The organism is Clostridium felsineum DSM 794, from assembly GCF_002006355.2.
GTDB lineage: Bacteria > Bacillota > Clostridia > Clostridiales > Clostridiaceae > Clostridium_S > Clostridium_S felsineum.
Map to the genome: position 1 here is coordinate 1954220 of NZ_CP096980.1, position 26645 is coordinate 1980864.

The following is a 26645-nucleotide window of genomic DNA, read 5'->3' on the forward strand; positions in this document are numbered from 1 at the left end:
CCTGAAGGAGGTGAGAAGTATTTGGGATTTTGGGATTGGACTAAAAACTTTTTTTCAGAGAATCAAGAAACTATTTATGTAACTCAAAAGGCAATAGAAAATGCATCCACAAAATTAAATATAAAGATGTTTGGAATAGCAATGGCAATAGGCTTTATTGCAAGTACTATAAGTAAGTGTGAATTTAAAACTTATGTGAGTAATGAGGAAATCAAAGGCAGCGAATATTATCTATGGAATATAGAGCCTAATATAAATGAAAGCTCAAGCCAGTTTAAAAGAAAGCTTATATCACAGCTTTTATTTTTTGATGAGGCTTTGATTGTAGAAGTTAATGGTCAATTATTAGTGGCAGATAGTTTTTATCAACATGAATTTGCTGTAGCTGAAAATTATTTTACTGATGTTACTGTTAAGGATTTTACCTTTAATAAAAGCTTTAAAATGTCAGAAGTAATGTATTTTAAAAGCAATGATATGAACATAAGGCAGCTATTAGTTGAGTTAATTAATGGCTATGAAGAATTAAACGGTATGGCAGAGGGAAAATACAAACGCAGTGGTGGAAGAAAGGGAATTATAAAATTAAGCAAATCACCTTCAGGAGATAAAAAGTTTCAGGATGAACTTAATGACTTGTTTAATAATCAATTCAAGAATTATTTTGAGGCTGAAAATGCTGTAATTCATTTAAGTAATGGTATGGACTACACCGAACAGGGTGGAGAAGCAACAAAGAAAAGTACAAGTGAAATATCAGACATACAAAACATAACAAAAGAAGCCTTTGACAGAATAGCTCAAGCTTTTAAGATGCCACCGGCATTACTTAGGGGAGATATAGCAGATATAGGAGAAATTACAGACAACTATCTTACTTTTTGTATAGACCCTATATGTAAGATTTTATATGAAGAGGTAAACCGTAAAAGGTATGGTAAGGAATTTTTAAAAGGAAGTTATATAAAGGTAGACACCACAAGCATAAGGCATATTGATATATTTAGCATAAGTGAAGCCTTTGATAAGCTTATTGCTAGTGGTGGTTATAGTGTAGATGAATTAAGAGTAAAGGTTGGTGATAATCCATTGAATACAGAGTGGAGCACAAGACATTGGATGACTAAAAATTATTCTGATATTGAGAATGTAGAAGGGGGTGAAAGTAATGAGTAAACCAATATATCTAATAAAACAAGCTGCTGAACCTAACTCTATGGAACTTTATATATATGATTATGTTCAAGGTGATGGGCAAGATTGGTGGACAGGAGAAACCATTGAAAGTGAAACATCTTCAAACTATATTAAAAATCAACTTGAGCAGGCAGGCGACAATATAACAAATATTAATATCTACATAAATAGTTATGGTGGAGAAGTTAAGGAAGGTTTAGGAATTTATAATATTTTAAAAAGGCATCCAGCACAAAAAACAGTTTATGTTGATGGGTTCGCCTGCTCAATTGCCTCTGTAATTGCTATGGCAGGGGATAAAGTTATTATGGGGACAAATACCTTGATGATGATACATCATGCCTCTATGGGGGTGTTTGGCAATGCTGACGAGCTAAGAAAGGCTGCAAATGATGTTGAGGTAATAGATCAGGCTAGTTGTTCAAGTTATTTAACAAAGGCTGGTGATAAATTAGATGAAACAACATTAAATAATCTTTTAGATGCTCAAACATGGCTTAATGCAGAGCAGTGTTTAAAGTATGGACTAGCTGATGAAATAGCAGGAAAAGAAGATTCTCAAATAGTCCAAGCACAACAAAGATTTGAGCAATCTATAAAGCAAGAAATTTCACAAATGAGAAGTAAAATTCAAGTTCCAAAACAATTTAATCGTGAAAAAACAAACGCAGAAAGATTAATGCAAATATTTAAAAAAGAAAATGGGGGAAAGTAAATTATGAAAAGCAAGGATATAATACAACAGGAGTTAAAGAAAAATTTAGTTGAGGCATTTCAAAGTGAAAATCAGGATGCTATAGCAAAAGCATTTACAGATTTTGCAGATACAGTGCAGCAGAATGTAATGGAAGAATACAATACTTATAAGCAAACTCAAGATAGTACAATTTTAGCCAAAAGAGGAATACATCAATTAACCTCTAAGGAATCAAAATTCTATCAAACAGTTATGGGAGCTATGAAATCATCTAACCCTAGACAAGCTATTAGTGATTTAGATATTGCATTTCCTGAAACAATTATTGATAACATTATAGATGATATTAAAGCAGCACATCCGTTATTAGATGCTATAAGCTTTACTAATACTACAATACTTACAAAAATACTTGTAAATAAGCAAGGTACACAATTAGCTGTATGGGGTCAATTAAATGATGCTGTAACTAAAGAACTTAAAGGAGCTATAGGAAAACTTGACCTTACAATGTGTAAGTTATCAGCCTTTATGCCAATAGCAAAAGATATGCTAGAAGTAGGGGAAGAATGGATTGATGCATATATAAGAGCTACACTTTCAGAAGCAATAGCACTAGCTACAGAAACAGCAATAATTGATGGTGATGGTAATAATCAGCCTATAGGAATGAACAGAAGTGTTGCAGATAATGTAACTGTAACCGGTGGAGCATATCCAAAGAAAACAAAGGTTGTATTTGAGGGATTTAATCCAGTTTCATATGGTAAGGTTTTGGGAACTCTTTCTCAAGCACCTAATGGAAAAACAAGAACAGTAAGCAACGTGTTATTTATAGTTAATCCTAATGACTATTTTACAAAGGTATTTCCAGCTACAACTTTAAGGACAACAGATGGAACATATTCACATGATGTATTTCCATTCCCAACTACAATAATTCAATCACCAGCAGTTGCAGCAGGAGAAGCCATTATGGGACTTGCCGAAAAGTATTTTATGGGTATAGGAGCTGGTACCAATGGCGGTAAGATAGAGTTCAGTGACGAATTTAAATTTCTTGATGATGAAAGAGTGTACCTTACTAAAATGTACGGTAATGGAAGGGCATTGGATGATAACGCATTTGTACTTTTAGATATAAGTGGAATAAAGCCAGTTACTTTAGAGGTAACAGTTAAGGAAGTTGAAGGAACTGTAAGCACTAAAGCATCAGCATAATTGAGGTGGTTTAAATGGAGGATTCATCAATAATAGAAGAGTTAGTAAGTGAGGTTAAAAGTTATCTTCATATAACATGGCAGGACACAAATACTGATAATAATTTAAAAGGTTTCATAAGTAGGGGCATGGCACGCTTGCAGGATATAGCAGGTGTGCCATTGGATTTTATGGCGGAAGATTTACCAAAGTTTTTATTACTGGATTATTGTAGGTATGCAAATGTTCAAGCTCTTGAGATGTTTGAAAAGAATTTTTCATCAGAGCTTTTAAGTTTACATTTTAAGTACCAAGTTGAAGCAATAGAAAGTGAAAAGGCAAATGAAAATTAAAACAGATAATATTGAATTTATTTCTTTCTCTGATGGAGTATGTGACATTTACTCAGTTGATGAAAAAGGAAAGAAAACTTATAAATATGAGAATTTAGGGTTTAGTAATAAAGTGCTTGGATACAATAGAGTATTTGCAGCAAAGGCGGTGCAAATTAAAGCGAGTGCAGTTATAAAAATTCCACAGGTACCAAGAATAGATATTCATGATGTTTGTGAAATTAGGGGCATAGGTAAATATGACATAGAGCTAGTTCAAAATGTATTTGATACTAACCCCTTAAGTACTGATTTAACCCTTAGTGAGTTGGAAGTGTTTATTAATGAGTAATGTTAGTATTAATGATCTAGCCAGTACAATTACAAGTGAACTACAAAAATACAGCAGGGAAGTGACAGAAGGTATTAAAAAGTCCGTTGATACCGTAGCCAATGAAACAAATAAGGAAATAAAAAGACATATAGATTTTAAGCAGAGGACAGGTAAATATGTTAAAGCTTTTAGAATTAAAAATGCTTATGAAAATGGATATAAGAAAGTAAATGTATGGTATGTTGCCGGTGACCAATACAGGTTAACACATCTTTTAGAAAAAGGTCATGCACTCCGTACAGGTGGTAGAACCAAAGCATTTCCACACATAAAGTATGGTGAAGAACTAGCAATAAAAAGAATGGCAGAATTAGCAGAGGAGGCGATTAAAAATGGACATTAAAGCATGGCTTGAAGAAAGTGGAATGAAAGCAGCAGAAACAGCCTTTAAAAAGCCACCACCATTACCTTATATTGTTTTTCTTGACCATGTAAAACGTGGTGGAGCTGATATGAAAAACATGATAAAGCATCATGAGCTTCAAGTTGAACGCTATTCTGAATTTAATGATGATAGTGTAGAGATTGAAGCTTTATTTGATGAAAAAGCACTTAAATATACAAAGGAAAAGCAGTGGTTAGACAGTGAAAAGTGTTTTATGACTAGATATGAATTTGAAATATTAGAAAGAGAGGTAATATAAATGGCAGAACAAATAGGAATACCGGTGGGAAGTGGTTATATTTATGAAACTGTTTTTGATGGTTCCACAATACCAAGTGATGCAACAATAGAAACTGATGGAAATAGACTAGGATACATTGAAAAGGGGGCAACTCTTACTTATAAGGCTACATTTAAAAAGTTTAAAGATGATATGGGAAAGGTTGCTCGTAATGTTTTAACAGAGGAAGAAGTTACTTTGAAATTGGGTCTTATATCATGGGTATATAGCAAACTAGATGTTTTGTGTGCCACTTGTCGTATAACTGAAAAAGAAGGAGGACGTACTATAAAAATCGGTGGAATTGATAATGCAGATGGTAGAAAGCATGTGTTTAGATTTGTACATCCTGATAAGGAGCTTGGAGATGTTCGTATTACAATAGTTGGTACAAATACAGGAGGATTAACCTTGAAATATGCAAAAGATGATTCTACTAATGTAGAGCCTGAAATTTCCGCAGAGCCTTGTGATAACGAAGGAACACTTGTATTACTTGATATTAAAGACCCAGCGGCAGCAGTTAAGTCATAGGAGGGATAAAAAATAAATGTTTGATATAAGTAAAATAAATAAAAGATACTGGACAGTAAAAATAAATAACATGGTTTTAGAGGTTGAACCGCCTAAACTTAAGACCTTAAAAAATTTACTGGCTTTATCTAAAAGCGAAAATGAGGCGGTTATAGATGATTTAAGGAATTCTATAAAAGGCATTTTAGATAAGAATAGAAAGCATCAAAAGGTACCTTATGAAATTATAGAGGAACTTGATTTTGATGAAATGCAGCAAATATTAAATGCATATTTTGATTGGTTAGTAAAAGAAAAGAATTCAAAAAACTAAAAGTCCCTTATTATGATGAAAAGAATGATGATAAGGGACATTATGAAATAAGTACCTTAGAGGAAAAAACAGTATCAAATTATACAGGTTACAATTTTGCACAGTTAGATGAATTAAATGTATTTGAATACTGGCTTCTTTTAAGGGATGCAGTAATTTATAATTGTTCCCAATCGGAGGAAGGTAAAAAGTATTTAGATAAGTGCTGGCTTATGGAGCAAACTGAACCGGATAGGAGTACTCTTAAAAAATACTTTAATAAGTAGGAGGTGAGCTTAGAAATAGGCTCTTTTTATATTTCTTAGAAGGGAGGCAATATGGCAAACAATATAAAAGGTATTACGATTGAAATTGGCGGAGATACTACGCCATTAGATAAAGCATTAAAGAATGTTAACAGCACCAGCAGAAATCTACAAAGTGAATTAAATCAAGTAAACAGACAATTAAAATTTGATCCAAGCAATACCACTTTATTAGAGCAAAAACAAAAGCTTTTAGCTAAAAGTGTAGTAAATACTAAGAATAAACTTGAAACATTAAAAGAAGCTGAAAGACAAGTTGAAGAGCAATTTCAAAAGGGTAAAGTTGATGAAGAGCAGTACAGAGCCTTACAAAGAGAAATAATTAAAACAGAGGATAAACTAAAGACATTAGAGGTACAAGTTTCAAAAAGCAGCGTTTCTTTAAGTAAAATATCAAATTCAGCAGAAAAGGTTGGAAGTGCTGCCAGTGGTGTTGCTGGTAAAATGGCACCTGCCACATTGGCTATTGTAGGAGTAGGAGCCGCAGCAGTAAAAAGCGGTAGTGATTTAATAGAAAGTACAAATAAAGTTGACGTTGCATTTAAAGGTAATGCAAAACAGGTTGAAGCATGGAGTAATACAACCCTTAATAAATTTGGTATTGCAAAAGGGTCAGCCTTAGAAATGGCATCCTTATTTGGTGATATGGGAACATCAATGGGACTTACTACAGGACAGGCAGCCAATATGTCTACATCATTAGTAGGTCTTGCCGGTGATTTAGCCAGCTTTAAAAATATAGGAATAGATCAAGCTGAGGAAGCACTAAAAGGAATATTTACAGGTGAGGGAGAATCACTTAAAACTTTAGGTGTAGTAATGACAGATACAACGCTAAAAGAATATGCTCATGCTAAAGGTATAAAAACCTCTTATGACCAAATGACACAGGCTGAAAAAGTTAATTTGCGTTATAGCTATGTAATGGAAAAAACTAAAAACGCTCAAGGTGACTTTTCAAATACTTCTTCTTCTGCTGCAAATAGCATGAGAATTGCAAGTGAAGCTACTAAAGAAGCTGCTTCAAGTATAGGTGTTATGTTAGCACCTATTATTGCAAAGGTAGCTCAACATATTACTTCACTCGTAAAAGGCTTTAGTTCTTTAAGTGATGGCACAAAGAAAGTAATACTTGTTATTATGGGTTTAATTGCAGCCATAGCACCGGTGGCAGGGTTAATAAGTGGAATTGCCACCATAGTTGGAGCTGTAACCGCAGTAATTACAACTATATCAGGAGCAATAGCTTTATATACAGGTGCAGCCACAACAGCAGGTATTGCATCCACTGTATTAGCTGGTGCCATAACATTTATAACTAGCCCTGTGGGAATAGTTATAGCAATAGTTACAGCTCTTGTGCTTATTATCAAGCATTTATGGGATACAAATAAAGACTTTAGAACTGCGGTTATAAGTATATGGAATGGAATAAAAACAACCATTGGCAGTGTAGTTGATGCATTAGTGAAGTTTTTTACAAGTACAATTCCGGGGGCATGGAATAGATTAGTGTCATTTTTTACAGGCATACCGGCTTGGTTTACCAGTTTAATAAATAAAATAAAGACTAATATACAAAGCTCTTTTAATGCCATAAAAACATTTTTTTCAACGGTATGGAATGGAATAAAAACCACCATGATAGCAATTATAACTAGCATAGTAACTGCAATTAATTCTAAATTTGGCGGAGTTGTAACAGGTATAAAAACAATATTCAATGGGGTTAAGACCTTCTTTACTGGATATTGGAATGTTTTAAAAACACTATTCTTAGGAGCAATACTTATAATAACTGACCTTGTAACAGGAAGGTTTGATAAATTAGGCTCTGATATAAAGCTTATATTTAATAAACTCATAAGTTCTTTTCAAACTATTTGGAATGGTATAAAACTTATATTCACAGGAGAAATACAAGTAATAGTTTCTTATGTTACAGGTGTATTTAGTACCTTAAGTACAGTTATACAAACCATATGGAACGCTATTTCTAACTTTTTCGTTGCACTATGGAACGGAATAACAAGCACAGCAGTAAGTGCATGGAATAATTTAAAAGAAACTGTAGTTAATATTATAAATAGCCTTGCAGACAATATTAAATATGTATGGACTAGCATTTTAAATTGGTTTGAAAGTTTACCGGGGCGATTATATTCTCTTGGAGTAAGTATAATAAACGGACTTGTAAATGGTATTCAAAGTATGGTAGGAAGTATAAGCAGCACTATACAAAATGGTTTCAATGATGCTATAAACTTTATAACTTCGCTTCCAAGTAAAGCTCTTCAATGGGGTAAGGATTTTATAAGTAACCTTGTAAGCGGTATTACTGGTAGTATTGGTGATGTTGGAAAAGCAGTTGAAGGAGTAGGTGATAAAATACGTTCTTTTCTTCATCATAGTGTGCCTGATGAAGGACCACTTAAAGATGATGATGAATGGGGAGGCGATTTTGTTCAAAACTTAGTTGATGGAATAAATGCTAAAAAGAATTTATTAGGAAATGCAGTGAGAAACCTTGCAAGTGATATAAAATTAGGGATGCAAATAACTCCGGCACTAGCTACAGGAATAATGCCTACAAGTAAAGATAATAGTAATTATAGTTCAAATACAAAGAACACTATAAATAATATCAATATAACAAGTCCAGTAGCACAAACACCAGCACAGCAAAGGCGAGACATGGAGGCAACCTTAAGAAAGCTGGCATTTACAACATCATAGAAAGGAGATAATATGCAGGAGCTTACATTTACAAATTCAAAGGGGCAATATATTACTTTTGGTAATACTGCCCCTTTTTTACTAGAAAAATTTGATCCTGATCCACCTAAAAGTACAATTTTAACAAGTAAATCACCTAATCAAGATGGTAAAACATATCATGGTACCCTTTTAGATGAAAGAGTATTAAATATAGAAATTGCAATACTAGGTGATAGTAGTAATGACATGTTTCTAAAAAGGCAGTATTTTTATAATGTATTTAATCCTAAATTAGATATAACGCTAACTTATACAAATGATGTAGGAACACACATTATAAAAGGTGTGGTGCAAGATAGTCCAACCCCTAAAGACAGAACTATTACTTCACAAGAATTCTTAATACAGTTATTTTGTCCTAGTCCCTATTGGCAGGAGCTTGAGGAAATAAAAAAGGAAATGGCTTTATGGGTGAGTGATTTCGAGTTTCCTCTTGAAATACCTGATAAGGTTGGAATTGAAATGGGACATAGGTCAAGTAATTTAATAGTTAATGCATGTAATACAGGTAATGTTGAATGTAGTATGAGAATAGAATTTACAGCATTAGCAACAGTTGGTTCACCTAGTATTGTGAACGTGTATACTAAAGAATTTATTAAAGTTAAGAGAACTTTGGTTTCAGGTGATAAGCTTGTTATTAATACAGAGTTTGGAAATAAAAAGGTTGAAATGGTTCATAATGGAGTAAGCACAAATGTATTTTACTATATTGATTTACAAACAACCTTTTTACAATTAGCGGTGGGTGATAATTTATTAAGATACAATGCAGAGCAGGGAATTGATAATTTAGAAGTAGCAATATATTTCACACCAAAATATACAGGTGTTTAAGGGGTGATAGCTTGGAGAAAAGCGGTTTTTTTAATAGTATAAATGGTGATAGAAGGTATCAAGCCAAAGACTTTGCAGAATACTTCAATAGTTTTATAACAAATGGGGTATTCCCTAATCCTTCATCAGCTTGTCAGGTCATGGGAGACAACAACAATATGACTATAAACTTTAAACAGGGTAAGGCTTGGATAAATGGTTATGAATATTATAATGATAGTGATTTGATTTTAAATATAGATGCGGCAGATGGTGTTTTAAATAGAATAGATAGAGTTGTTTTAAGGATGGATACCGTTGGCAGAGCAATAAACGCAGTGGTAAAGAAAGGTGATTTTCAAAGTACACCCATAGCTCCGGATTTACAACGAGATGCTGATAGGTATGAATTAGGTATTGCAGATATTTATATTTGTGCTGGTACCACAAGTATAGTACAGGCTAATATAACGGACTTAAGACTTAATACAAGCTTATGCGGTATAGTGAGCTTTGTAAATCCTATTGATACAACAGCCATATTTAATCAATATGAAAGTTGGTTTGAAAGTAAGGTTAAACAATACGAAAATGATATGTCTTTAAAAGAAAGTGACTTATATACTCAATTTAATAATTGGTTCAACAATGTAAAAGGTCAACTTAGTGGAGATGCAGCAGGAAATTTGCAAAATGAAATAAATATACTTCAAAGTAGAAGACAAATATTTATATCTAATAATCAGCCTACAACAGCAACTAGCGGTGACATATGGATTCAGGAGTTAACATCATGAAAAAGGTATCTTTAAGAATTATTGATACAAGCTTTAATTTACTTGGAGAGATAGATGATTATGAAAGTCTTCAATTTATAAGAAGATTCTACAGTGTAGGAGAGTTTGAACTTCATATAAATATAAATAAAAACAACACTAATTGCTTAGTAAAAGATAATTTAATACTTTTAGGTAATAGCCTTAATAAGGTTGGTATTATCATGTATAGAGAAAACCAGCCGGACAGCTCCGGCAATGATGAATTGATAATAAAGGGTGTAACCTTAAAAGGCATTATGAATAGAAGACTTATATTACCTACTATAGATGGTGGTGGTTATGATATTGAAACAGGTACTACAGAAACAGTGATAAAAAAGTATGTTAATAACCATGTAGTTAATCCTACAGATATTAAAAGGAAAATACCTCAATTAGTTATAGCAGAAAATAAGGATAGAGGGACACAAAACACTTGGAAATATAGATATGAAAATTTAGCAGATAAAATTTGTGAAATATCTCAATATACTCAATTAGGTTGGGATGTAACCTTAGATGTAGAGAATAATAGATGGGTATTTGATGTAATTGAAGGTAGGAATTTAACCGTAGATCAGGAGGATTTACCACCAGTAATTTTTAGCACTAACTTTGATAATATATTAAGTCCTCATTTTATTGAAAGCAGCATGAACAGTGCTAATGTAGGTTATGCCGGTGGAAAAGGTGAAAATGAAAATAGAATTGTAGAAGAAATTGGAGATAAGGAAGGTATAGAAAGAATAGAGAACTTTTTCGATTGCTCTAATACGGATAATAATACCGATCTTACTACATTAGGTATTCAAAAACTAGATGAATTAAAGGAAACAAAAACCTTTGAATTTCAAATTGATCCGGATAGTACATTTACCTATGAAAGAGATTATGATTTAGGTGATTTTGTTACAGCTCAATCAAAAGAACTAAATATAACAATGAACGCACAAATTATTGAAATAAAGGAGATTTACGAAACTGACAAGGTTAATATTGAAGCAACCTTTGGAAGTAACATACCTAATCTTATTACTAAAATAGATAAGCTTAAAACTAAAAATACAGAAGTACCAACAAAAATTAGTGAGTTTGAAAATGATAGTAATTATGATACAGAAGCAGGAGCACAAGAAAAGGCTGATGCTGCTGAAAATAACGCAAAGGCTTATGCGGATAATTCACTACAAGTTGAAAGAGATTATGCAGATAAAGGAGACCAAGACACCTTAAGCAGTGCAAATAAATATACAGATGATGAAATAAGCAAATTACAAAATAACTTAAATGCACATGTGGCTGATAATACAAGGCATATTAAAGAGCGTGAGAGGAACGCTTGGAATAGTAAAGCAGAAGGGACACATAAGCACACTAAAGGGGATATAACAGATTTTCCAACATCATTACCAGCAAGTGGAGGGACAGCAGACAAGGCAACTATAACTCATAGGTTATACAGACATGAAAATGAAAGTGAAGATTTTTATTTTATATCGCCTTATTGGACAGGGAATATTAATGGTTGGAGAATAGGAGCATATAACACTAATGGAGATGAGCAGGTAAATATTCATAGGGTTTCAGTTGATTATGCTGACAGTGCTGGTAACGTTCCAACAAAATTAAGTCAGCTTGAAAATGATATTGGAGCAGGTGCAGGAACAACCATTATAACTTCAAGTAATGAGCCAAGCAGTCATGCAAATGGTAGAGTTTGGGTTGAAATATTATAGAAGGAGGCTTTAATTTGGCACAAATAAAAAAGGCAATTTATAAAGTGGATAATGGAACAGACTATGACATTATTCACTTTGAGACAGAAGAAAGCATGGTTAAAGGAGTTTCAGGAAAGATTGAATATTTTGCACAAAGTACACCACCTCAAGGTTATTTAAAATGCAATGGTGCTGCCATATCACGTGCAGCATATCCGGAATTGTTTTCAGCCATAGGCACTTATTATGGAGCTGGTGATGGCTCTTCAACCTTCAATGTTCCTGATGTTCGAGGTGATTTTATACGCTGCTTAGATGATAACAGAGGTGTTGATTCAGGAAGAGTTTTAGGAAGTCATCAAGATGATACAATGGCAAACCATAGGCATACACAAACATTAAAATTTACAACGAGGACATACGAGAATGGAAATGGTTTAAAATATACCTCCGGCGAAAGTGTTCCGGATGATGTAACATACACCGGCTGGGATACAACTAATAATCGAATAGATAGTACAGAAACAAGACCAAAGAATACAGCTTTTTTAGCATGTATTAGATATTGTTAAAAGGAGGTTTTAAGATATGGAAATATATAATTATAGTAGAGAAACATTTGAATTTTTAGGTACAAGCACAGCAGACGAAAGTCCAAGAGAACCTGGTGTGTTCCATATACCAGCATTTGCAACAAATATAAAACCGCCAAGTGTTTCAGAAAATCAAGCAGCAGTTTTTGAGAAGGGGAATTGGATAATTAAAGAAGATTATAGAAATAAGTCCGCTTGTAAAATAGATACAAACGGATTTTTTATTAGTGAATATAATTTTTCAATAGGTGAAAGTCCAAGCTTCACATTAATATTAGCAGATGTTCCAGATGTAAACTTGTATAAACCTAAATGGAATGGTGAAAAGTGGATAGAAGGCTTAAGCGATTCGGAACTTGATAAAATTAAAAAGCAACAGAGTTCTAATGTGGTAATGCTTACACAACTAAATGAATTAACTGTATTATGTGCACAGCAGGACAAAATGATTAAAACTTTAGCACAAACAGTAAATAATTTAAATTTAAAAATAGAGGGGGCAGATAATAATGCACAGCAATAATTTTGATTTTTATGATGTATTTTACTCACTAGGATTTTTTACAATAAATCAAGTTCAAGAGGCTTGCAAATGGAGTGTAATAAACCAAAGTGAGTTTAAAGAAATTACAGGACAAGAATATACTTCAAATACTCAATAGGGGTGTACTATGGAAAATGGAATATTTAGATTAGCAGTTAATCAAGGTATATGGGCAGCACTTTTTGTAGTGTTGCTTTTTTATATACTCAAAGAGCAGGAAAAAAGAGATAAGAAATCAGAAGAAAGAGAAAGAAATTATCAAAATATTATAGATAAACTTACAGAAAAATTTGATTTGCTAAATGGCATAAAAAAAGATATTGAAGATGTGAAAAACAAGATTTTTAAATAGGAGGATTTTTTAAGATGAAAGGTATTGATATATATTCAGGTAATGGAACAGTGGATTTTAACGCAATAAAAAATAGTGGAGTTGAAGTGGTTTATATTAAGGCAACGGAAGGTATAACTTATACAGATTCAACCTATAAAATTTTTTATGATAGAGCAAAGGCAGCAGGACTTAAAGTTGGATTTTATCACTTTTTAAGAGCCAATGATCCAGCAATCGAAGCGGAGCATTTCTTAAATGCTATTTCAGGTTTAGAGCTAGATTGTAAGTGTGCTATAGATGTTGAAGTTACATTTGGACAAGGCAATGACAAAATAAGTTCTAATGTAAGACAGTTTGCAGACCACTTAAAGGCGAAAGGCATTGATACATGCATCTATACTTATACAAACTTTTATAAAAATAATTTAAATGAAAGTATTAGGAATATACCTTTGTGGGTGGCTGAATATGGAGTTGATAGACCTAATATATCAAGGGAATATGTAGGCTTTCAACATAGCGAAAGTGGTTCTTTAAATGGTATTAATGGAGATGTAGATTTAAATGAATTTGGGGAAGGAATATTAATAGGAAAAGCAGGAGTATGTAACACTGTTGAGGTTCATAGTGAAAGTGATACCATAAAAATAATACAACAACAGCTTAACACTATTTTAAAGAAAGGACTTACAGTTGATGGCATAGAAGGAGAATGTACTATATTAGCTATAAAGGAATTTCAAGGAGCTATGGGACTTGTGCAGGATGGAATTTGGGGGCAAAAAACAATATGTGCAGTTGGTGAAATATTTAGTAAGCCAGTTGATGGAGTTCCATACCCACATTATGAATATGCTACTAGATATATTCAGTATAGAGTTGGTGGAAAGGTTGATGGTGTGTTTGGTAATGGTACAAAAGTAAATGTGCAAAACTGGCAGGCACAGCATGGACTTGCAGCAGATGGAGTTGTGGGAGCTGGTACTTGGAGTAAATTATTAGATGAAAATTGTTAGGATCATAGGAAACTATGGTCTTTTTTTATTTAGAATGAAATTTTGGAGGAATGAGAAATGAAAGAATTAGTTATAAATCAAATATTAATACCGTTGTTAGTTGCTGTTATAGGAACTATTTTGGAGGTTTCAAGGAGACAGTTAAAGGGATATTTAGATAGTAAAAAGGAGCTTATAGAAAAGCAGAAAGAAGCATTAAAGCAAAGTATGGGAATTGAACAATACAATAAGGATGTTGCTATAATAAAACAGGCTGTGGCTACAGTTGAGCAGTTAGGAAAAGAGTTTAATTGGGATGGCGTTTTGAAGCATAGTAAGGTGCTTGAGATGATTAGAGGTAAAACGAAATTTACAGATGAAGAAATATACAACATGATAAAAGCTACAGTTTTAGAAGTTTAATAAATTTAAGTAAAAAAATACAATGGTTCCATTTATATGATATAGTAATATATATATAATATTTTATATAGGTGATTAGTTGGGAGGAAAAGATGAGGATTAAATATATACATGTAAAAAACTTTAGGAGTTTTGATGATCAAGTTATTGATTTTGAAAAGTTAAATATTTTGATAGGAGCAAATGCAGCAGGAAAATCAAATACAATTGAAATTTTTAGATTTATTAATAATATTATAAATTATGGCTTGGAAAATGCATTTGCACTTATGGGTGGAATTAACTATGCTGTTAATGCTTCAATAGGGAGATATACTCCTATATATATAAAATTTGAATTAGATTTAAGTGATGAAAAGTGGATAAGGAATATAAATGAAAAAACAGGTCATTTATTACAATTATGTTATGTAAGGTGTGAATTTGAAATTTGCTGTAATAAAAGAGGAATGGGATTTAAAATTAGTAAGGATAAAGTGAAAATTGGATACAAATGTGTGGAGATTGATTCTAAAAAAGTAAAAGAGGATGAATTTTATTATAATCTTACAGATAAAAGTTATGAAGTAATATATGAAAAAGTAGGTAATAGAGTTAAACTTAATGTTAGTAATCAAAGTAATTATGAAGACAAAAAGCTAGAAAAGGGTTTAGGTGCTAGTTTTATTTGTAATGTTATTAATGAAGAGTATAAAACAAAAAAAGAGCTAATTATCAATAAACTAGCATTTATGATGCCACCAATGTTTATGGAGGATGATTTTATTAGAATATATGACTTTGAACCTAAGCTAATGAAACAGTCCAGTTCACTAACTACTATAAGAAAGTTAAAAGAGGATGGTTCTAATTTAGCTAGTATTTTACAAATAGTACTGAGAAATAAAAAAGATAAAAAATTGCTTATGAATTTGTTAAGTGATTGTTTACCTTTTATTGAGGACATTTCGGTAGAAAATAATATTGATAAATCAGTTTCATATAAAATCAAAGAGAATTTTAATAGTAAGAATTTTTATTCGAATTTCCTGTCTGATGGAACTGTTAACATATTAGCATTAACAATTGCTTTATATTTTCAAAAGGATACAGGTATTATAATTATTGAAGAACCAGAAAGAAATCTTCATCCACAATTAATGAGGAAAATAATTGAATTAGCGAAAGATAAGTCTATTAATAAACAGATAATTATTACAACACATAACTCAGAGTTTGTGAAGAATGCTGAACTGGATTCATTACTGTTTGCAAAAAGAAAAGAAAATGGTTTTACATCAATTAGCAAACCTGTAAATGATGAGAAAGTGAAAATATTTTTGGATTCTGAATTAGGTATAGATGATTTATTTGTTAAAGGAATATTGGAGGAGTAATATGAATGATATGATAATTTTTGTAGAGGGACCAGATGATGAAAGATTCTACAAATGGTATTTTAAGAATAAAGTTAAAATTATCCCATATGCTACGGAGAAAAAAGAAAAAATTAATAATTACATAAAAAGCATAAAGAAAATAGATTATATGGATTATATTTTTACATGTGATATAGATTCAGTTAATTTAAGTGAAAAAAAGAAATTAATATTAAAGACTTTTTCAAATTGTGATGAGGATAAAATTATAGTTAGTATAGCTGAAATAGAGAGCTGGTATTTAGCGGGATTAAATAAAGAAAATTCAAAAAAAATGAAAATAAAATATTTCTCAAATACAGATAATATTACTAAAGAAAAGTTTAATAATATAATCCCTAAGAAATATTCTTCAAGATTAAGTTTTATGATTGAGATATTAGAAAATTTTGATTTAGAAGAAGGTGTTAGAAAAAATAAAACACTATATTATTTTCATGATTTTATAAGAAAACTGGCTGTTTAGATTTGTATTAGGTAACAGCCAACTAATACAAATCATTTATATATTATATCAATTTAAATATATAATATACATTTAATAGTTAGAATAATCAAGAAATTTATATTATATATATGTTTTTTAAAATTATAATAGTCATATAAAATTTCTCATATAGTGAATGTAATTAAGTCAATCTTCTATATGTTTTTTTAAAAGCAAATTTTAAAGGAATTGATAATAAAATAGTATTTGTACAGAATAATGAGACCACTTCATGATAATTTTTATAGAACGTTTTGATAGATGTGATAATATAAATTTAATTTGACAAAGTAAAAATATAAAGAATAAAAATAAATACTTAAATCAAAAGTATGCAAAAAATAATTTGAAATACTAAATAAAAATCTTATTTTTGTCCGGATTGGATTTTATTGACAAATATGCAAGATAAATAATATCTATGACTATAAGATTTTTATTTATGTTTGAAGATATATATTTTTTATAATCAATTTTTAATACAAAACTTAACTTATAAAATTAATTATCTATTAAAAAACACTAGTTTTCGTGCTTAGTGTTTTTGGAATATTATTCTGCATTATTTTTAAGTTATGGGTAACTAGATGCGTATATACATTGCATACAATACTTTACATATTATTGTAAAAATGCTATACTATAGTAAAAAAATTTTATTACCGTATATTGAGGAAGTGATAAAACTATTATGACTAGAATTTTAACAATTGGAGAGAAAATAAAGCAATTAAGAAGTGAATATAAATTAAATCAAGATGATATCGTAGGGACAGAACTCACACGTAATTTAATTAGTCAGATAGAACATGGAAAAGCAAACTTGACAAGAAGTACAGCAGAATTAATAATTAGAAATACAAAAGATATATTAGAAAAAAGAGGGACAACCCTAGATGAAGGTATAAATGTAGAGTATCTTTTAGAAACAGAAGAATCCCAAGCTAAAAAGGTAATCAGAGCATATATAAAAGAACTTAAGGAAGTAAGTGTATATAAAGGTAGTCGTTTTAGTAATTTACTTGAAAAAATAGAGGATTTACTGTCTAAATGGGAATTTGGAGATTTAAAGATTGAGGTATGTGAGATTGCTGGAGACTATTACTCAAGCAAGAATGATTATCTTAAGTCTTATATATACTATGAAAATGTAAAGTATTTAATTGGTTGTCAAACGGATATGAAAAGAGTAATTTCTATTTTTCGTAAACTATCAACAACCTACACTTATACTGGTAATTTTGAAGAAGGAATACGTATTTGTCAATATGCACTTGGAAGATTTGTTGACATGGAAGATAGTTACAAGTGTATATTTACTTTTAATATGAGCTTATACTATAATTATCTTGGTGAATATGAGAAATCGTTAAATGTACTTAATGGATTTGAAGATGTAATAAAAGAAATCTATAAAGACAGGTATAGCAAATTATTGTTATTAAAAGCTTCAAGTCTACAAGAGTTAAGACGTTATGCAGAAGCTATTCATGTTTATAATGAATTACTTAAAATTACTTCAAAAGATGATTTCAACAATTTATGTGTTTATTATAATAACATGGCACAGGTGTATATAGGTATGGGTAAAATGGATTTTGCTAATAATTATATAGATACAGTTGTAAATAATCTTTCTAATCTCTCTAATAATTTTGAGGCTTTACCACAAATATACTGTGAACTAGGTAAAAGTTATCATATGTTAGCTGATAATGATAATAGTGTTAAATACCTGACAATAGCTTTAAAGTTATCAAAGTCATTCCAATATTATAGTTTCACAAAGAGTATTCTTGATGAACTTTCCCAGATAAATACCTGTATTAGTGAAGTAAATCTTAAAGAAGAATTTATTACACTAATTGAACAACTTGGGAACTCCTATGATAGATATAATCATAGTTTGATATTTAATATAATACAATATTATAATAGATTAAATGATATTAAATCAATTAGTGAACTTTGTGAATATTGCAAGGAAAGGAAGGTTGGTTAATATGAAATTGAAAGTGAAAAAATTATTATTTTTGGCATGTTGCTCATTAGTAGTTATAGGATATTTATCTGTTACGCACATTTCTGTATTAGCTAGTTATCCCGGTTTGGGTTGGTAGTAAATATTAATTTAAATGAAAGTACTGGTTTGGATACCGGTATTTTTTCTATTTACTATTAGATAGTCGTAGGTTGCCTGATTTACAGAGGTGTCTATTATAAGTCATATATAAGATTTACTGTAAAAATATTAATATTAAGTTTTATATTTGTTTTGTATTTACTTACAATAATTACAGTAATATAATAAATTACGTTGTGAGTGTCCGTCCTAACCTTCTGAAACGGTATTGAGAATTAATTGGGTTAATATATTTATCCTTTGACACTCACAAACAAATCTTAATTCAATATTATACCCCAAAAACTACTAGTATGTTAATAGCATACAGTGGCAATTATATTGTTGGCACTTTTCCTGTTAAAATTATAAAAAACATAAAATTAAATTTTTAAAAAGCTATAAAATCTATAATTTAAACAATTCGTAATCAGTTACTCGATTAATATTGTATTTATTTGATGTAAGATTTAAATATATTTCAAGCGTACTAAAAACGTACTTATATTTTTATAAATCATTTAAAATCTAATATTTATAGTGTAATATATGTAATAAAAACAAGAAGTATCAAGGGTTGATACCTCTTATTAAAATATAAAGATTGAGTGGGAGTTGTAGCATAAATACAAGTTATTCAAATGAGAAAAACCAAGAGTATGGCAAAAAACAATTTGCCATACTCTTGCCATACTAAAAATAAAAACTTCATTTTTACATAATTTAATTGTATTTTTATAATAAACCTGTAAGCCAAGTAATACCAATGATTACAAGACCTTTATTTGTATTTGAGAACATATATTTTTATAATTAATTTTTAATACAGAACTCGGCTTACAGGTTTAGTCGTCCATTGAAAACACTAGGTTTCGTGCTTAGTGTTTTTTATTTTGCCGATATTCTTCCGCAATAATTTTAAATTGGATTTATGAAAACTTATATAAAATATTAAAATGCTATTGAATATGTTATAATAGAGACGTAAATAATAACTTTTATCAGGAGGAATGTTATATGGAGCATAAAGAAAAGAGTTTGTACGATATTTTTATGAGTTATTCGTATAAGGATATGATGAAATTATTTCAAAATGCGAAAACGAAAGAAGAAAAAGATTTTTATGCTAATTTGTCAAATATAATTCTTCAAAGAGAGCAAATGAAAGTTATAGGTAAGTAATATGAAAATTTATACTATATTCGCAGGTGTAAATGGAGCCGGAAAGACGTCCATATATAAATCTGTATATTATAATGAAAATAAAAGTGAAAAAAGAATAAATACTGATGAAATGGTTGCTAAAATTGGATCATGGAAGGATGATAACCTTCAAATAAAATGTGCAAGGGAAGCAATAAAATTAATAAAAAAGTATATTTCAGAAGGAATATCATTTAATCAAGAGACTACATTATCTGGGAAGAGTATAGTTAAAAATATAAGGTTAGCAAAGCAAAATGGTTTTTATGTTACAATGAACTATATAGGTGTTGAAAACGTAAACATAGCTAAAGAGAGAGTTAAAATACGTATTAGTAAAGGCGGGCATGGAATTCCAAATGAAGCGATAGAGAGAAGATATACTGAATCGTTATTAAATTTAAAAAGTTTACTTAATGTATGTGATAAGATTGATATATATGATAATACAGAAATGCTAAAGTTAGTTATGTCAATTGAAAAAGGAAGAATAATATGGCAATATAGAAAAATACCTAATTGGCTTGATAAGTTTTTAAAATCTTCTGATATTCTTCCGACATTGCACAAAATAAACTAAGATGAATTAGAATAAAGTAAAATATAGAAATGCTTATAAAGCTAGAAGTTGTAAGGCTTTAAAGATATGATATGATAAATTAAGATACATAAAAATATGAGGCGCAGCAAATACAGAACTCTGTTTATAGGTTTAGTTGTCCACTTACAACACTAGGTTTCGTGCTTAGTGTTTTTTATTTTGCCATACTAATAATTTTTAAATAAGGTAAATAGTTTTTCAGTAGAATCTTTTTGCATAGTTTTATTTACATGAGAATAGATATTTGCTGTTGTGGAAATGTCTTTATGCCCAAGACGTTCTTGAATGACTTTTAAATTAATACCTTGTTCCAATAATAATGTTGCATTTGTATGCCTTAAATCATGAAACCTAATAGCCTTATTTATTTTTGCAAGTTTTAAAACTTTTCTTATTTTATTTGTATAAAACATAGGATGAATATATTTACCTGAACACCACTTCATAATTAAATCATATTTTTTCCCATCAAATATATTATCTGCATAAAATTCTTGTGCAGCTATTTTATGTTGTAGCTGCTTATTGTGTAGATCATTTAATAAGTCTAAAATAGATATTTTCATACAATACCTCTAATACGAAAGTTAAAATTTATTTGACATACAATAATTGGTATGTTATTTTAAATTTAGGTCGTACGTACGAACTTATAATATTTTAGGAGGCATTATTTATGAATGAAAAAACAGTTAATCGTATTCAACACTGTTGTGCTTGGTCTGGTCTTGCTTTTGTAATTTTTTATGGCTTGTCATGGGTTGTCTTAGGACACAATTATCCACCTCCAAATCCTAAATTTACTGGAGCTGAATTGGTAAATAATTTTTATCTTCCATTTCGAAATAATATTCTTTTAGGACAATCATTGTCAACATTTTTTGGTATGTTTTATCTTACATGGACTTGTCAACTTACCGTACAGATGTGGAAAAGAGAAAAAACGCCAATTTTATCTTTGTTGAATCTTACAGGAGGACTACTTACAGCATGGGTTCTTTCTTTCGGTCCAGTATGTTGGGTTTTGTGTGCAGAATTTGCTGGAACAATTGACCCACAAATTATTAAGATGGTTCATTTTTTAGGTTGGTATACGTATGATATGACATATATGATTACAACTATTCAGGGAATAGCCATTTTCTTATTTACACTTCTTGATAAGAAAGAACCAGCAATTATTCCTCGATGGGCAGGATATCTTGCACTTTTTACAGCACTTTCTTTCTTGCCTTTAACATTTCTTCCGTATTTTAAAGAAGGTATATTTGCACTTAATGGTTACTGGTCTTTTCATATCGCATTTGGTTCTTATGGTTTATTTACTGGTGTTATTAGCTATTACATGGCAAAAGACCTTAAGAGAGTTAAAGTTAGATCTGCACAAAGTATAGGACAAGCAAATAGTCGAAATTATAACAATTAAAATTCAAATAAAATATGTCTATGCTACAATTCTCAAATTTGTATCCATGACGTATTTTATACACAAAATAAAGGATGGTATTAATATGAATAAAAGCCGCGAACTTCAAATAATAGAAACAAATTCTGAAAATAGTCTTGGGATTGTAAAAGTACATCCATTAGATATGTTTAATCTAGGGTGCAATAATGGTGATATTATTAAATTAAAAGCAACTCGAAATACTATTGCAAAAATTTTAAGTTCAACTGATTGTAATGAAGGTACCATCCAAATTGACAATATTATGAAACAAAATATTGGATCTGCCACAAATATGTATGTTGAAATTTCAAAAACTTCATATAGCAATGCACAAAGTATTACGTTAGAACCTTCTGCTGATACAAAAATCTTATTTCAAACAAGTTCTGAGAAAAAAAATTATATATTTAATTTACTAAAAAAATTTAAAAATGAACCATCTCAAAAACAAGGTGAAGATATTCGTAAGTATCAACGTTTGGTTGATGGTATGCCTGTAGTCAAAGACAATATAATCCGTATTCATCTTTTTGGACATTTTCTAACTTTTAAAATTTTAGAAACCATTCCTGATACTAACGTAATAATTACACAATCAACACAAATTTCAATTATTGGAGGTGCTATTTTAAAACCACAAAATAATACCATTTCATATGATGATATTGGAGGATTAAGTAAAGAAATTTCTAAAGTTAAAGAAATGGTTGAATTGCCTTTAGTATATCCAAAGTTATTTGAACAAGTTGGTATAGATCCACCTAAAGGCTTACTTTTATATGGACCTCCTGGTTGTGGAAAAACGCTTATTGCACGTGCTGTTGCTCAGGAATCAGGTGTTTATTTTATTAATGTAAATGGTCCTGAAATCATTCAACAACATTATGGTGAATCTGAAGAAAAACTAAGGAAAATTTTTGAGGAAGCCCAAGAAAATGCTCCTTCAATTATATTTTTTGATGAAATCGATGCTATAGCTCCAAATAGAGATACAGTTCTTGGAGATGTGGAAAAAAGAGTTGTTGCACAACTTCTTACTCTCATGGATGGTCTTAAAAACCGTGGTAGTATTATTGTAATAGGTGCAACTAATCTACCTAATAATGTTGACACTGCACTTAGACGTCCAGGTAGATTTGATAGAGAGATAGAAATTAATCCGCCTGATAAAATAGGACGATTAGAAATTTTGAAAATTCATACTCGAGCAATGCCTTTAGACAAAGATATAAATCTTGAAAGTATAGCTGAAGTAACTCATGGCTTTATAGGTGCAGATCTTGCAGCACTATGTCGTGAAGCGGCTATGGTTTGTATTAGAGAATTCTTGCCTAAAATTAATTTTTCTAATAATGAATTTTCGAAACAAGAAATTGAATCCATTAAAATAGGACTAAATCATTTTGAAATTGCATTAAATGAATTTGAACTTTCTGCAACTCGTCAGGTTTCTACTGAAATTTCTGAAGTTAAATGGGAAGATGTGGGCGGTCTTGAAAATGTAAAAAATACTCTACACGAATGTATAGAATTACCATTAAAATATAGTGAGCGATTTAAATTAGCAAAAATAAAACCACCAAAAGGAATTTTATTAACTGGATCTTCCGGAACTGGGAAAACCCTAGTTGCTCGGGCACTCGCAACTGAAAGTGAAATAAATTTTATAACAGTAAAAGGCCCAGAGCTTCTTTCAAAATGGGTTGGTGAATCTGAACGAAGCATTCGTGAAATATTTAAAAAAGCTCGGCAATCTGCACCATCTATCATTTTCTTTGATGAAATTGATGCTATTCTTCCATCACGAGGAAATGGTGGCAGCGGATCACATATTGATGAACATATTGTAGGTCAGTTTATTTTAGAAATGGATAATATAGATGAATTACAAGGTATATTAGTTCTAGCTGCAACTAATCGTCCAGATCTAATAGATAGAGCATTACTCAGACCTGGTCGTTTTGATTTAATTATTGAATTACCTATACCAGATTATGATACACGCCTATCTATTTTAAATATATATTGTAAAACACGGCATCTTGATCCTGATATTTCTCTAGATGAATTAGCCAAAAGAACAAATGGGATGACAGGAGCAGATTTAGCTAGTCTCTGTCATAGAACAGCTATGTTTGCAATTAAAGAATCAATAGAGAGCCATCCTGAAAATGAGTTTACTGATTTTTCAATAAAAAAATCTCACTTTGAAGCTGTACTGAGTAGCATACAAAAAAAACTTTGAATGTTAACTGTATAAACACAAATCATGACCACTGGCTAAGCTGGTGGCTTGCTTTTGACCTATAAGGGGCTATTATTACTTGCTGGGCTGAAAGTCTTCTAAATAATCTGCCAATCGCATGTTTCTTCATGCAGTCGCTAAAGTGACTATTTTTGTTCTTTTTTTATTGGTTCACCAGTAAAATTTTAGGTGGTATTTCTACTGGCATGTGTATGTGATCCGGACAGGCTTATGTTTCTATTATCTTTACAACCTTACGTTCACATAACTTTCTTATAATTTTTCCTATATTACTCTTTACTTTCTCATATATCACTTGTATCCTATACTTTGATGCAAAGACTAGGTTCTTTCCAGAGTTAGTTGAAGGTGCTTTATTTTGTAATATACTGATATTAGAAAATAAGGTATTGCTTATAAATTAAATTATAAAATTATTAGACAATAATTTATGTAACAATGGTATTAATATTGTTACACTTAGAGAAAAATATAGATTTAATTGGGAATGTAATCAATGGGAAAACAGTATAAATTGAAATCACAATATAAATTTTTAATAAAAGTTTTAGTCTAATCATCATAAAATCAGTGAAAATTGCAGTTGATTTTCGTTGGCTATTTTAACTTACAGATTTATAGATGGTTTCATATCCATAACCATATAACGTCATGGGTTTTAAAATTAAATTAACTATAGTATTATGAATATTTGACAAAAATATATTTGCAAATTATACTGTGAGTAAGTATAATGCAATTTTTAAGGAGATATTTTTACATGTTTGAAAGAGAAAAAGATACGTCTCAAAAAATACTTAGGGCTGCTTTTAAGTGTATATCTGAAAAAGGGTATGCTAATGTATCTATGAGAGATATAGCAGAAGAAGCAAATGTTGTGTTAAGTCAAATAAACTATTATTATAAAAATAAAGAGGGACTATTTTGTAAATTAATTAGAGAAGTAACAGAGGAATATTTAAAAATAATTCAAGACAATTTACAAAAAATTACAACAACAAAAGAAAAGGTATCCTTTTTTATAAAATACTGTCAACATATAATGAAAGATAATATTAATACATATAGGCTTATATTAGATTTTTTCAGTATGGCAATGTGGTCAAAATCGTTTAATCAAGAACTAAATTATTTTTTAAATAAAGTTTCACAAGTTATTGAAGAATATGTTACAAATGACTATTTAATAGATGAAAGTTTGCAAAACTATTCTTCTAATACAATTGCAAGAATGATTCTAGGTATTATATTTGGTATGGCTATGCAATATATAATAGAACCAGATAATGAAGAAGTTTTGGATGCAATTAATGTAATTCAAGCATTAATAAAATAAAAAAATGTATCTAAGTGTTCAATTTAAAAAAATACTATATTCTCATTAGAATGTACCCTGTAAGATAGACAATTCAAAATATTGTAATTGGAATTCGAAAAATTCCAATTACTCCCGTAATATTGGTAAGCGTGAAAAATTTAGTAAATAGAATAAAAACACTTCCTTTGAAAATAGAATTTTTCTATATTTTATCAAAGAAAGTGCTTTTATTACATTTACTAAATTTTTCACGCTTACTATTATGGTACAACAAAAGAGATTTTAAATGAATTCACACAGTTTGATACGTCAGAACTGCCAATCGACTTGTTAAAAGAATTTACATTGCTAACAGAAATAACAGGAATAGCAGATAGTAAACTGGTATACAATGTAATTCAATATTATGGTAAAATAAATGATGTGAGTACTGTATGTAAAATTTGTTATTACTGTAAATAAAAGTCTGATAAAATCAAGGGGTGTTTATAATGAAATTTAATAAGTTCAAGAAGTATAAGGCTTTTTTAATAACAGCAGTGGCTATTGTTGTAGCTATAGGGTACATGTCAGCGTTACATGTTGCTGTATTGGCTAATTATCCTGGATTGTCATGGTAGTTTGATAAAACTTAATATTTAACAAATGGAAGGGTAACTGTTGTTAAAAAACTTTCTGTTTTGTGCTTTCTATATAATGTCAGATTTTATTGTCTATAATTTGTATTTCAAATACTGTATTATTTTAGAGAGATGTACATTAATGTCAAGAATCTAAAACAACATGGTAACAGAATTACTCGTTTAATATTATATTTATCTGTTACGCACATTTTTTTGATAGCTCGGTATCTTGGTTTGGGTTGGTATTAAATATTGATTTAAATGAAAGTATTGGTTTTGACACCGGTACTTCTTTTATTTACTATTGTATAGTTGTAGGTTACCTGATTTACAGAGGTGTTTATTATAAGTCATATATAAGTTTTACTGTAAAAATATTTAAATAAAGTATTGTGCTTGTTTTGTATTTACTTGTAACAATTACAGTAATATAATAAATTACGTTGTGAGCGTCTTTCCTAACCCTCTGAAACGGTATTGAGAATTAATTGGGTTAATATA

General features: G+C 30.2%; 30 protein-coding genes and 1 pseudogene. 29 read left to right on the forward strand and 2 right to left on the reverse strand.

What is annotated here, in order from left to right; translation table 11 throughout:
• Window positions 1-21 precede the first annotated feature (21 nt).
• The 25 genes from CLFE_RS09175 to CLFE_RS09295 all read left to right on the forward strand — a co-directional run bounded on the left by CLFE_RS09175 (window position 22) and on the right by CLFE_RS09295 (window position 20466).
• Entirely contained in the window at window positions 22-1176 is a 1155-nt protein-coding gene (locus CLFE_RS09175) for a phage portal protein (RefSeq protein WP_207651389.1), read from the forward strand.
• Complete coding sequence (locus CLFE_RS09180) at window positions 1169-1912, forward strand: head maturation protease, ClpP-related (RefSeq protein WP_077893772.1); 744 nt, start codon at window positions 1169-1171, stop codon at window positions 1910-1912. The genes CLFE_RS09175 and CLFE_RS09180 overlap by 8 nt, the downstream gene beginning before the upstream one ends.
• A gap of 3 nt (window positions 1913-1915) precedes the next feature.
• Window positions 1916-3115, forward strand: a complete 1200-nt coding sequence (locus tag CLFE_RS09185) for a phage major capsid protein (RefSeq protein WP_077893773.1) — start codon at window positions 1916-1918, stop codon at window positions 3113-3115.
• A 14-nt stretch (window positions 3116-3129) separates the two neighbouring features.
• Complete coding sequence (locus CLFE_RS09190; RefSeq protein WP_077893774.1) at window positions 3130-3447, forward strand: hypothetical protein; 318 nt, start codon at window positions 3130-3132, stop codon at window positions 3445-3447.
• On the forward strand, window positions 3437-3778 hold the full coding sequence (locus tag CLFE_RS09195; protein ID WP_077893775.1) for a hypothetical protein: 342 nt from the start codon (window positions 3437-3439) through the stop codon (window positions 3776-3778). The genes CLFE_RS09190 and CLFE_RS09195 overlap by 11 nt, the downstream gene beginning before the upstream one ends.
• Window positions 3771-4163 carry an HK97 gp10 family phage protein gene (locus CLFE_RS09200; protein ID WP_077893776.1) on the forward strand — a complete coding sequence of 131 codons (393 nt, stop codon included), beginning with the start codon at window positions 3771-3773 and terminating at the stop codon, window positions 4161-4163. Before CLFE_RS09195 ends, CLFE_RS09200 begins: the two co-directional genes overlap by 8 nt.
• Window positions 4153-4464 (forward strand): hypothetical protein, encoded by a 312-nt coding sequence (locus CLFE_RS09205; RefSeq protein ID WP_077893777.1) that lies wholly within the window; start codon window positions 4153-4155, stop codon window positions 4462-4464. Before CLFE_RS09200 ends, CLFE_RS09205 begins: the two co-directional genes overlap by 11 nt.
• Window positions 4465-5019, forward strand: coding sequence for a hypothetical protein (locus CLFE_RS09210; protein ID WP_077893778.1), 555 nt, complete (start codon window positions 4465-4467; stop codon window positions 5017-5019).
• Window positions 5020-5035: 16 nt separating this feature from the next.
• Window positions 5036-5332: a hypothetical protein gene (locus CLFE_RS09215; protein ID WP_077834834.1), complete on the forward strand. Its 297-nt coding sequence runs from the start codon at window positions 5036-5038 to the stop codon at window positions 5330-5332.
• Window positions 5299-5598 (forward strand): hypothetical protein, encoded by a 300-nt coding sequence (locus CLFE_RS09220; protein ID WP_077893779.1) that lies wholly within the window; start codon window positions 5299-5301, stop codon window positions 5596-5598. Before CLFE_RS09215 ends, CLFE_RS09220 begins: the two co-directional genes overlap by 34 nt.
• A 51-nt stretch (window positions 5599-5649) precedes the next feature.
• A complete protein-coding gene (locus CLFE_RS09225; RefSeq protein ID WP_077893780.1) occupies window positions 5650-8373 on the forward strand; it encodes a hypothetical protein in 2724 nt (907 codons plus the stop codon).
• A 12-nt stretch (window positions 8374-8385) separates the two neighbouring features.
• Window positions 8386-9252 carry a phage tail family protein gene (locus CLFE_RS09230; RefSeq protein WP_077893781.1) on the forward strand — a complete coding sequence of 289 codons (867 nt, stop codon included), beginning with the start codon at window positions 8386-8388 and terminating at the stop codon, window positions 9250-9252.
• 11 nt (window positions 9253-9263) lie between these two features.
• Window positions 9264-10028: a hypothetical protein gene (locus tag CLFE_RS09235; RefSeq protein ID WP_077893782.1), complete on the forward strand. Its 765-nt coding sequence runs from the start codon at window positions 9264-9266 to the stop codon at window positions 10026-10028.
• Window positions 10025-11785 carry a siphovirus ReqiPepy6 Gp37-like family protein gene (locus CLFE_RS09240; protein WP_077893783.1) on the forward strand — a complete coding sequence of 587 codons (1761 nt, stop codon included), beginning with the start codon at window positions 10025-10027 and terminating at the stop codon, window positions 11783-11785. The genes CLFE_RS09235 and CLFE_RS09240 overlap by 4 nt, the downstream gene beginning before the upstream one ends.
• Window positions 11786-11799: 14 nt before the next feature.
• Window positions 11800-12339 (forward strand): phage tail protein, encoded by a 540-nt coding sequence (locus tag CLFE_RS09245; protein ID WP_242951641.1) that lies wholly within the window; start codon window positions 11800-11802, stop codon window positions 12337-12339.
• A gap of 16 nt (window positions 12340-12355) precedes the next feature.
• Complete coding sequence (locus CLFE_RS09250) at window positions 12356-12883, forward strand: YomQ N-terminal domain-containing protein (RefSeq protein ID WP_077893784.1); 528 nt, start codon at window positions 12356-12358, stop codon at window positions 12881-12883.
• Window positions 12870-13022 (forward strand): XkdX family protein, encoded by a 153-nt coding sequence (locus CLFE_RS09255; protein ID WP_077893785.1) that lies wholly within the window; start codon window positions 12870-12872, stop codon window positions 13020-13022. Before CLFE_RS09250 ends, CLFE_RS09255 begins: the two co-directional genes overlap by 14 nt.
• A 9-nt stretch (window positions 13023-13031) precedes the next feature.
• Window positions 13032-13256 (forward strand): BhlA/UviB family holin-like peptide, encoded by a 225-nt coding sequence (locus CLFE_RS09260; protein WP_077893786.1) that lies wholly within the window; start codon window positions 13032-13034, stop codon window positions 13254-13256.
• A gap of 14 nt (window positions 13257-13270) precedes the next feature.
• On the forward strand, window positions 13271-14254 hold the full coding sequence (locus CLFE_RS09265; RefSeq protein ID WP_077893787.1) for a GH25 family lysozyme: 984 nt from the start codon (window positions 13271-13273) through the stop codon (window positions 14252-14254).
• 57 nt (window positions 14255-14311) lie between these two features.
• Window positions 14312-14656 carry a hypothetical protein gene (locus CLFE_RS09270; protein ID WP_077893788.1) on the forward strand — a complete coding sequence of 115 codons (345 nt, stop codon included), beginning with the start codon at window positions 14312-14314 and terminating at the stop codon, window positions 14654-14656.
• A gap of 92 nt (window positions 14657-14748) precedes the next feature.
• Entirely contained in the window at window positions 14749-16032 is a 1284-nt protein-coding gene (locus CLFE_RS09275) for an AAA family ATPase (protein WP_077893789.1), read from the forward strand.
• A gap of 1 nt (window position 16033) precedes the next feature.
• A complete protein-coding gene (locus CLFE_RS09280) occupies window positions 16034-16540 on the forward strand; it encodes a hypothetical protein (RefSeq protein ID WP_139356178.1) in 507 nt (168 codons plus the stop codon).
• A gap of 712 nt (window positions 16541-17252) precedes the next feature.
• Complete coding sequence (locus tag CLFE_RS09285) at window positions 17253-18563, forward strand: helix-turn-helix domain-containing protein (RefSeq protein ID WP_077893790.1); 1311 nt, start codon at window positions 17253-17255, stop codon at window positions 18561-18563.
• 1137 nt (window positions 18564-19700) lie between these two features.
• Window positions 19701-19865, forward strand: a complete 165-nt coding sequence (locus CLFE_RS09290) for a hypothetical protein (RefSeq protein ID WP_169850955.1) — start codon at window positions 19701-19703, stop codon at window positions 19863-19865.
• Window position 19866: 1 nt separating this feature from the next.
• Window positions 19867-20466: an ATPase gene (locus tag CLFE_RS09295; protein WP_077893791.1), complete on the forward strand. Its 600-nt coding sequence runs from the start codon at window positions 19867-19869 to the stop codon at window positions 20464-20466.
• 188 nt (window positions 20467-20654) lie between these two features.
• Here CLFE_RS09295 and CLFE_RS09300 read toward each other — a convergent pair whose 3' ends face one another.
• Complete coding sequence (locus CLFE_RS09300) at window positions 20655-21053, reverse strand: tyrosine-type recombinase/integrase (protein WP_077893792.1); 399 nt, start codon at window positions 21051-21053, stop codon at window positions 20655-20657.
• 110 nt (window positions 21054-21163) lie between these two features.
• Here CLFE_RS09300 and CLFE_RS09305 point away from each other — a divergent pair, with 110 nt between their 5' ends.
• Both CLFE_RS09305 and CLFE_RS09310 read left to right on the forward strand, forming a co-directional pair.
• Entirely contained in the window at window positions 21164-21913 is a 750-nt protein-coding gene (locus CLFE_RS09305; protein ID WP_077893793.1) for a hypothetical protein, read from the forward strand.
• A gap of 85 nt (window positions 21914-21998) precedes the next feature.
• Window positions 21999-24182 carry a CDC48 family AAA ATPase gene (locus CLFE_RS09310; RefSeq protein WP_077893794.1) on the forward strand — a complete coding sequence of 728 codons (2184 nt, stop codon included), beginning with the start codon at window positions 21999-22001 and terminating at the stop codon, window positions 24180-24182.
• Between the two features lie 232 nt (window positions 24183-24414).
• On the opposite strand, the pseudogene CLFE_RS09315 reads toward CLFE_RS09310, so the two are convergent.
• Window positions 24415-24576: pseudogene (locus CLFE_RS09315) on the reverse strand (transposase); the annotation flags it as partial.
• 387 nt (window positions 24577-24963) lie between these two features.
• Between CLFE_RS09315 and CLFE_RS09320 the strand changes: the two are divergent.
• Both CLFE_RS09320 and CLFE_RS24245 read left to right on the forward strand, forming a co-directional pair.
• Window positions 24964-25539 (forward strand): TetR/AcrR family transcriptional regulator, encoded by a 576-nt coding sequence (locus tag CLFE_RS09320; RefSeq protein ID WP_169850956.1) that lies wholly within the window; start codon window positions 24964-24966, stop codon window positions 25537-25539.
• A gap of 473 nt (window positions 25540-26012) precedes the next feature.
• Entirely contained in the window at window positions 26013-26141 is a 129-nt protein-coding gene (locus CLFE_RS24245) for a hypothetical protein (RefSeq protein ID WP_284738951.1), read from the forward strand.
• Window positions 26142-26645: the final 504 nt, after the last annotated feature.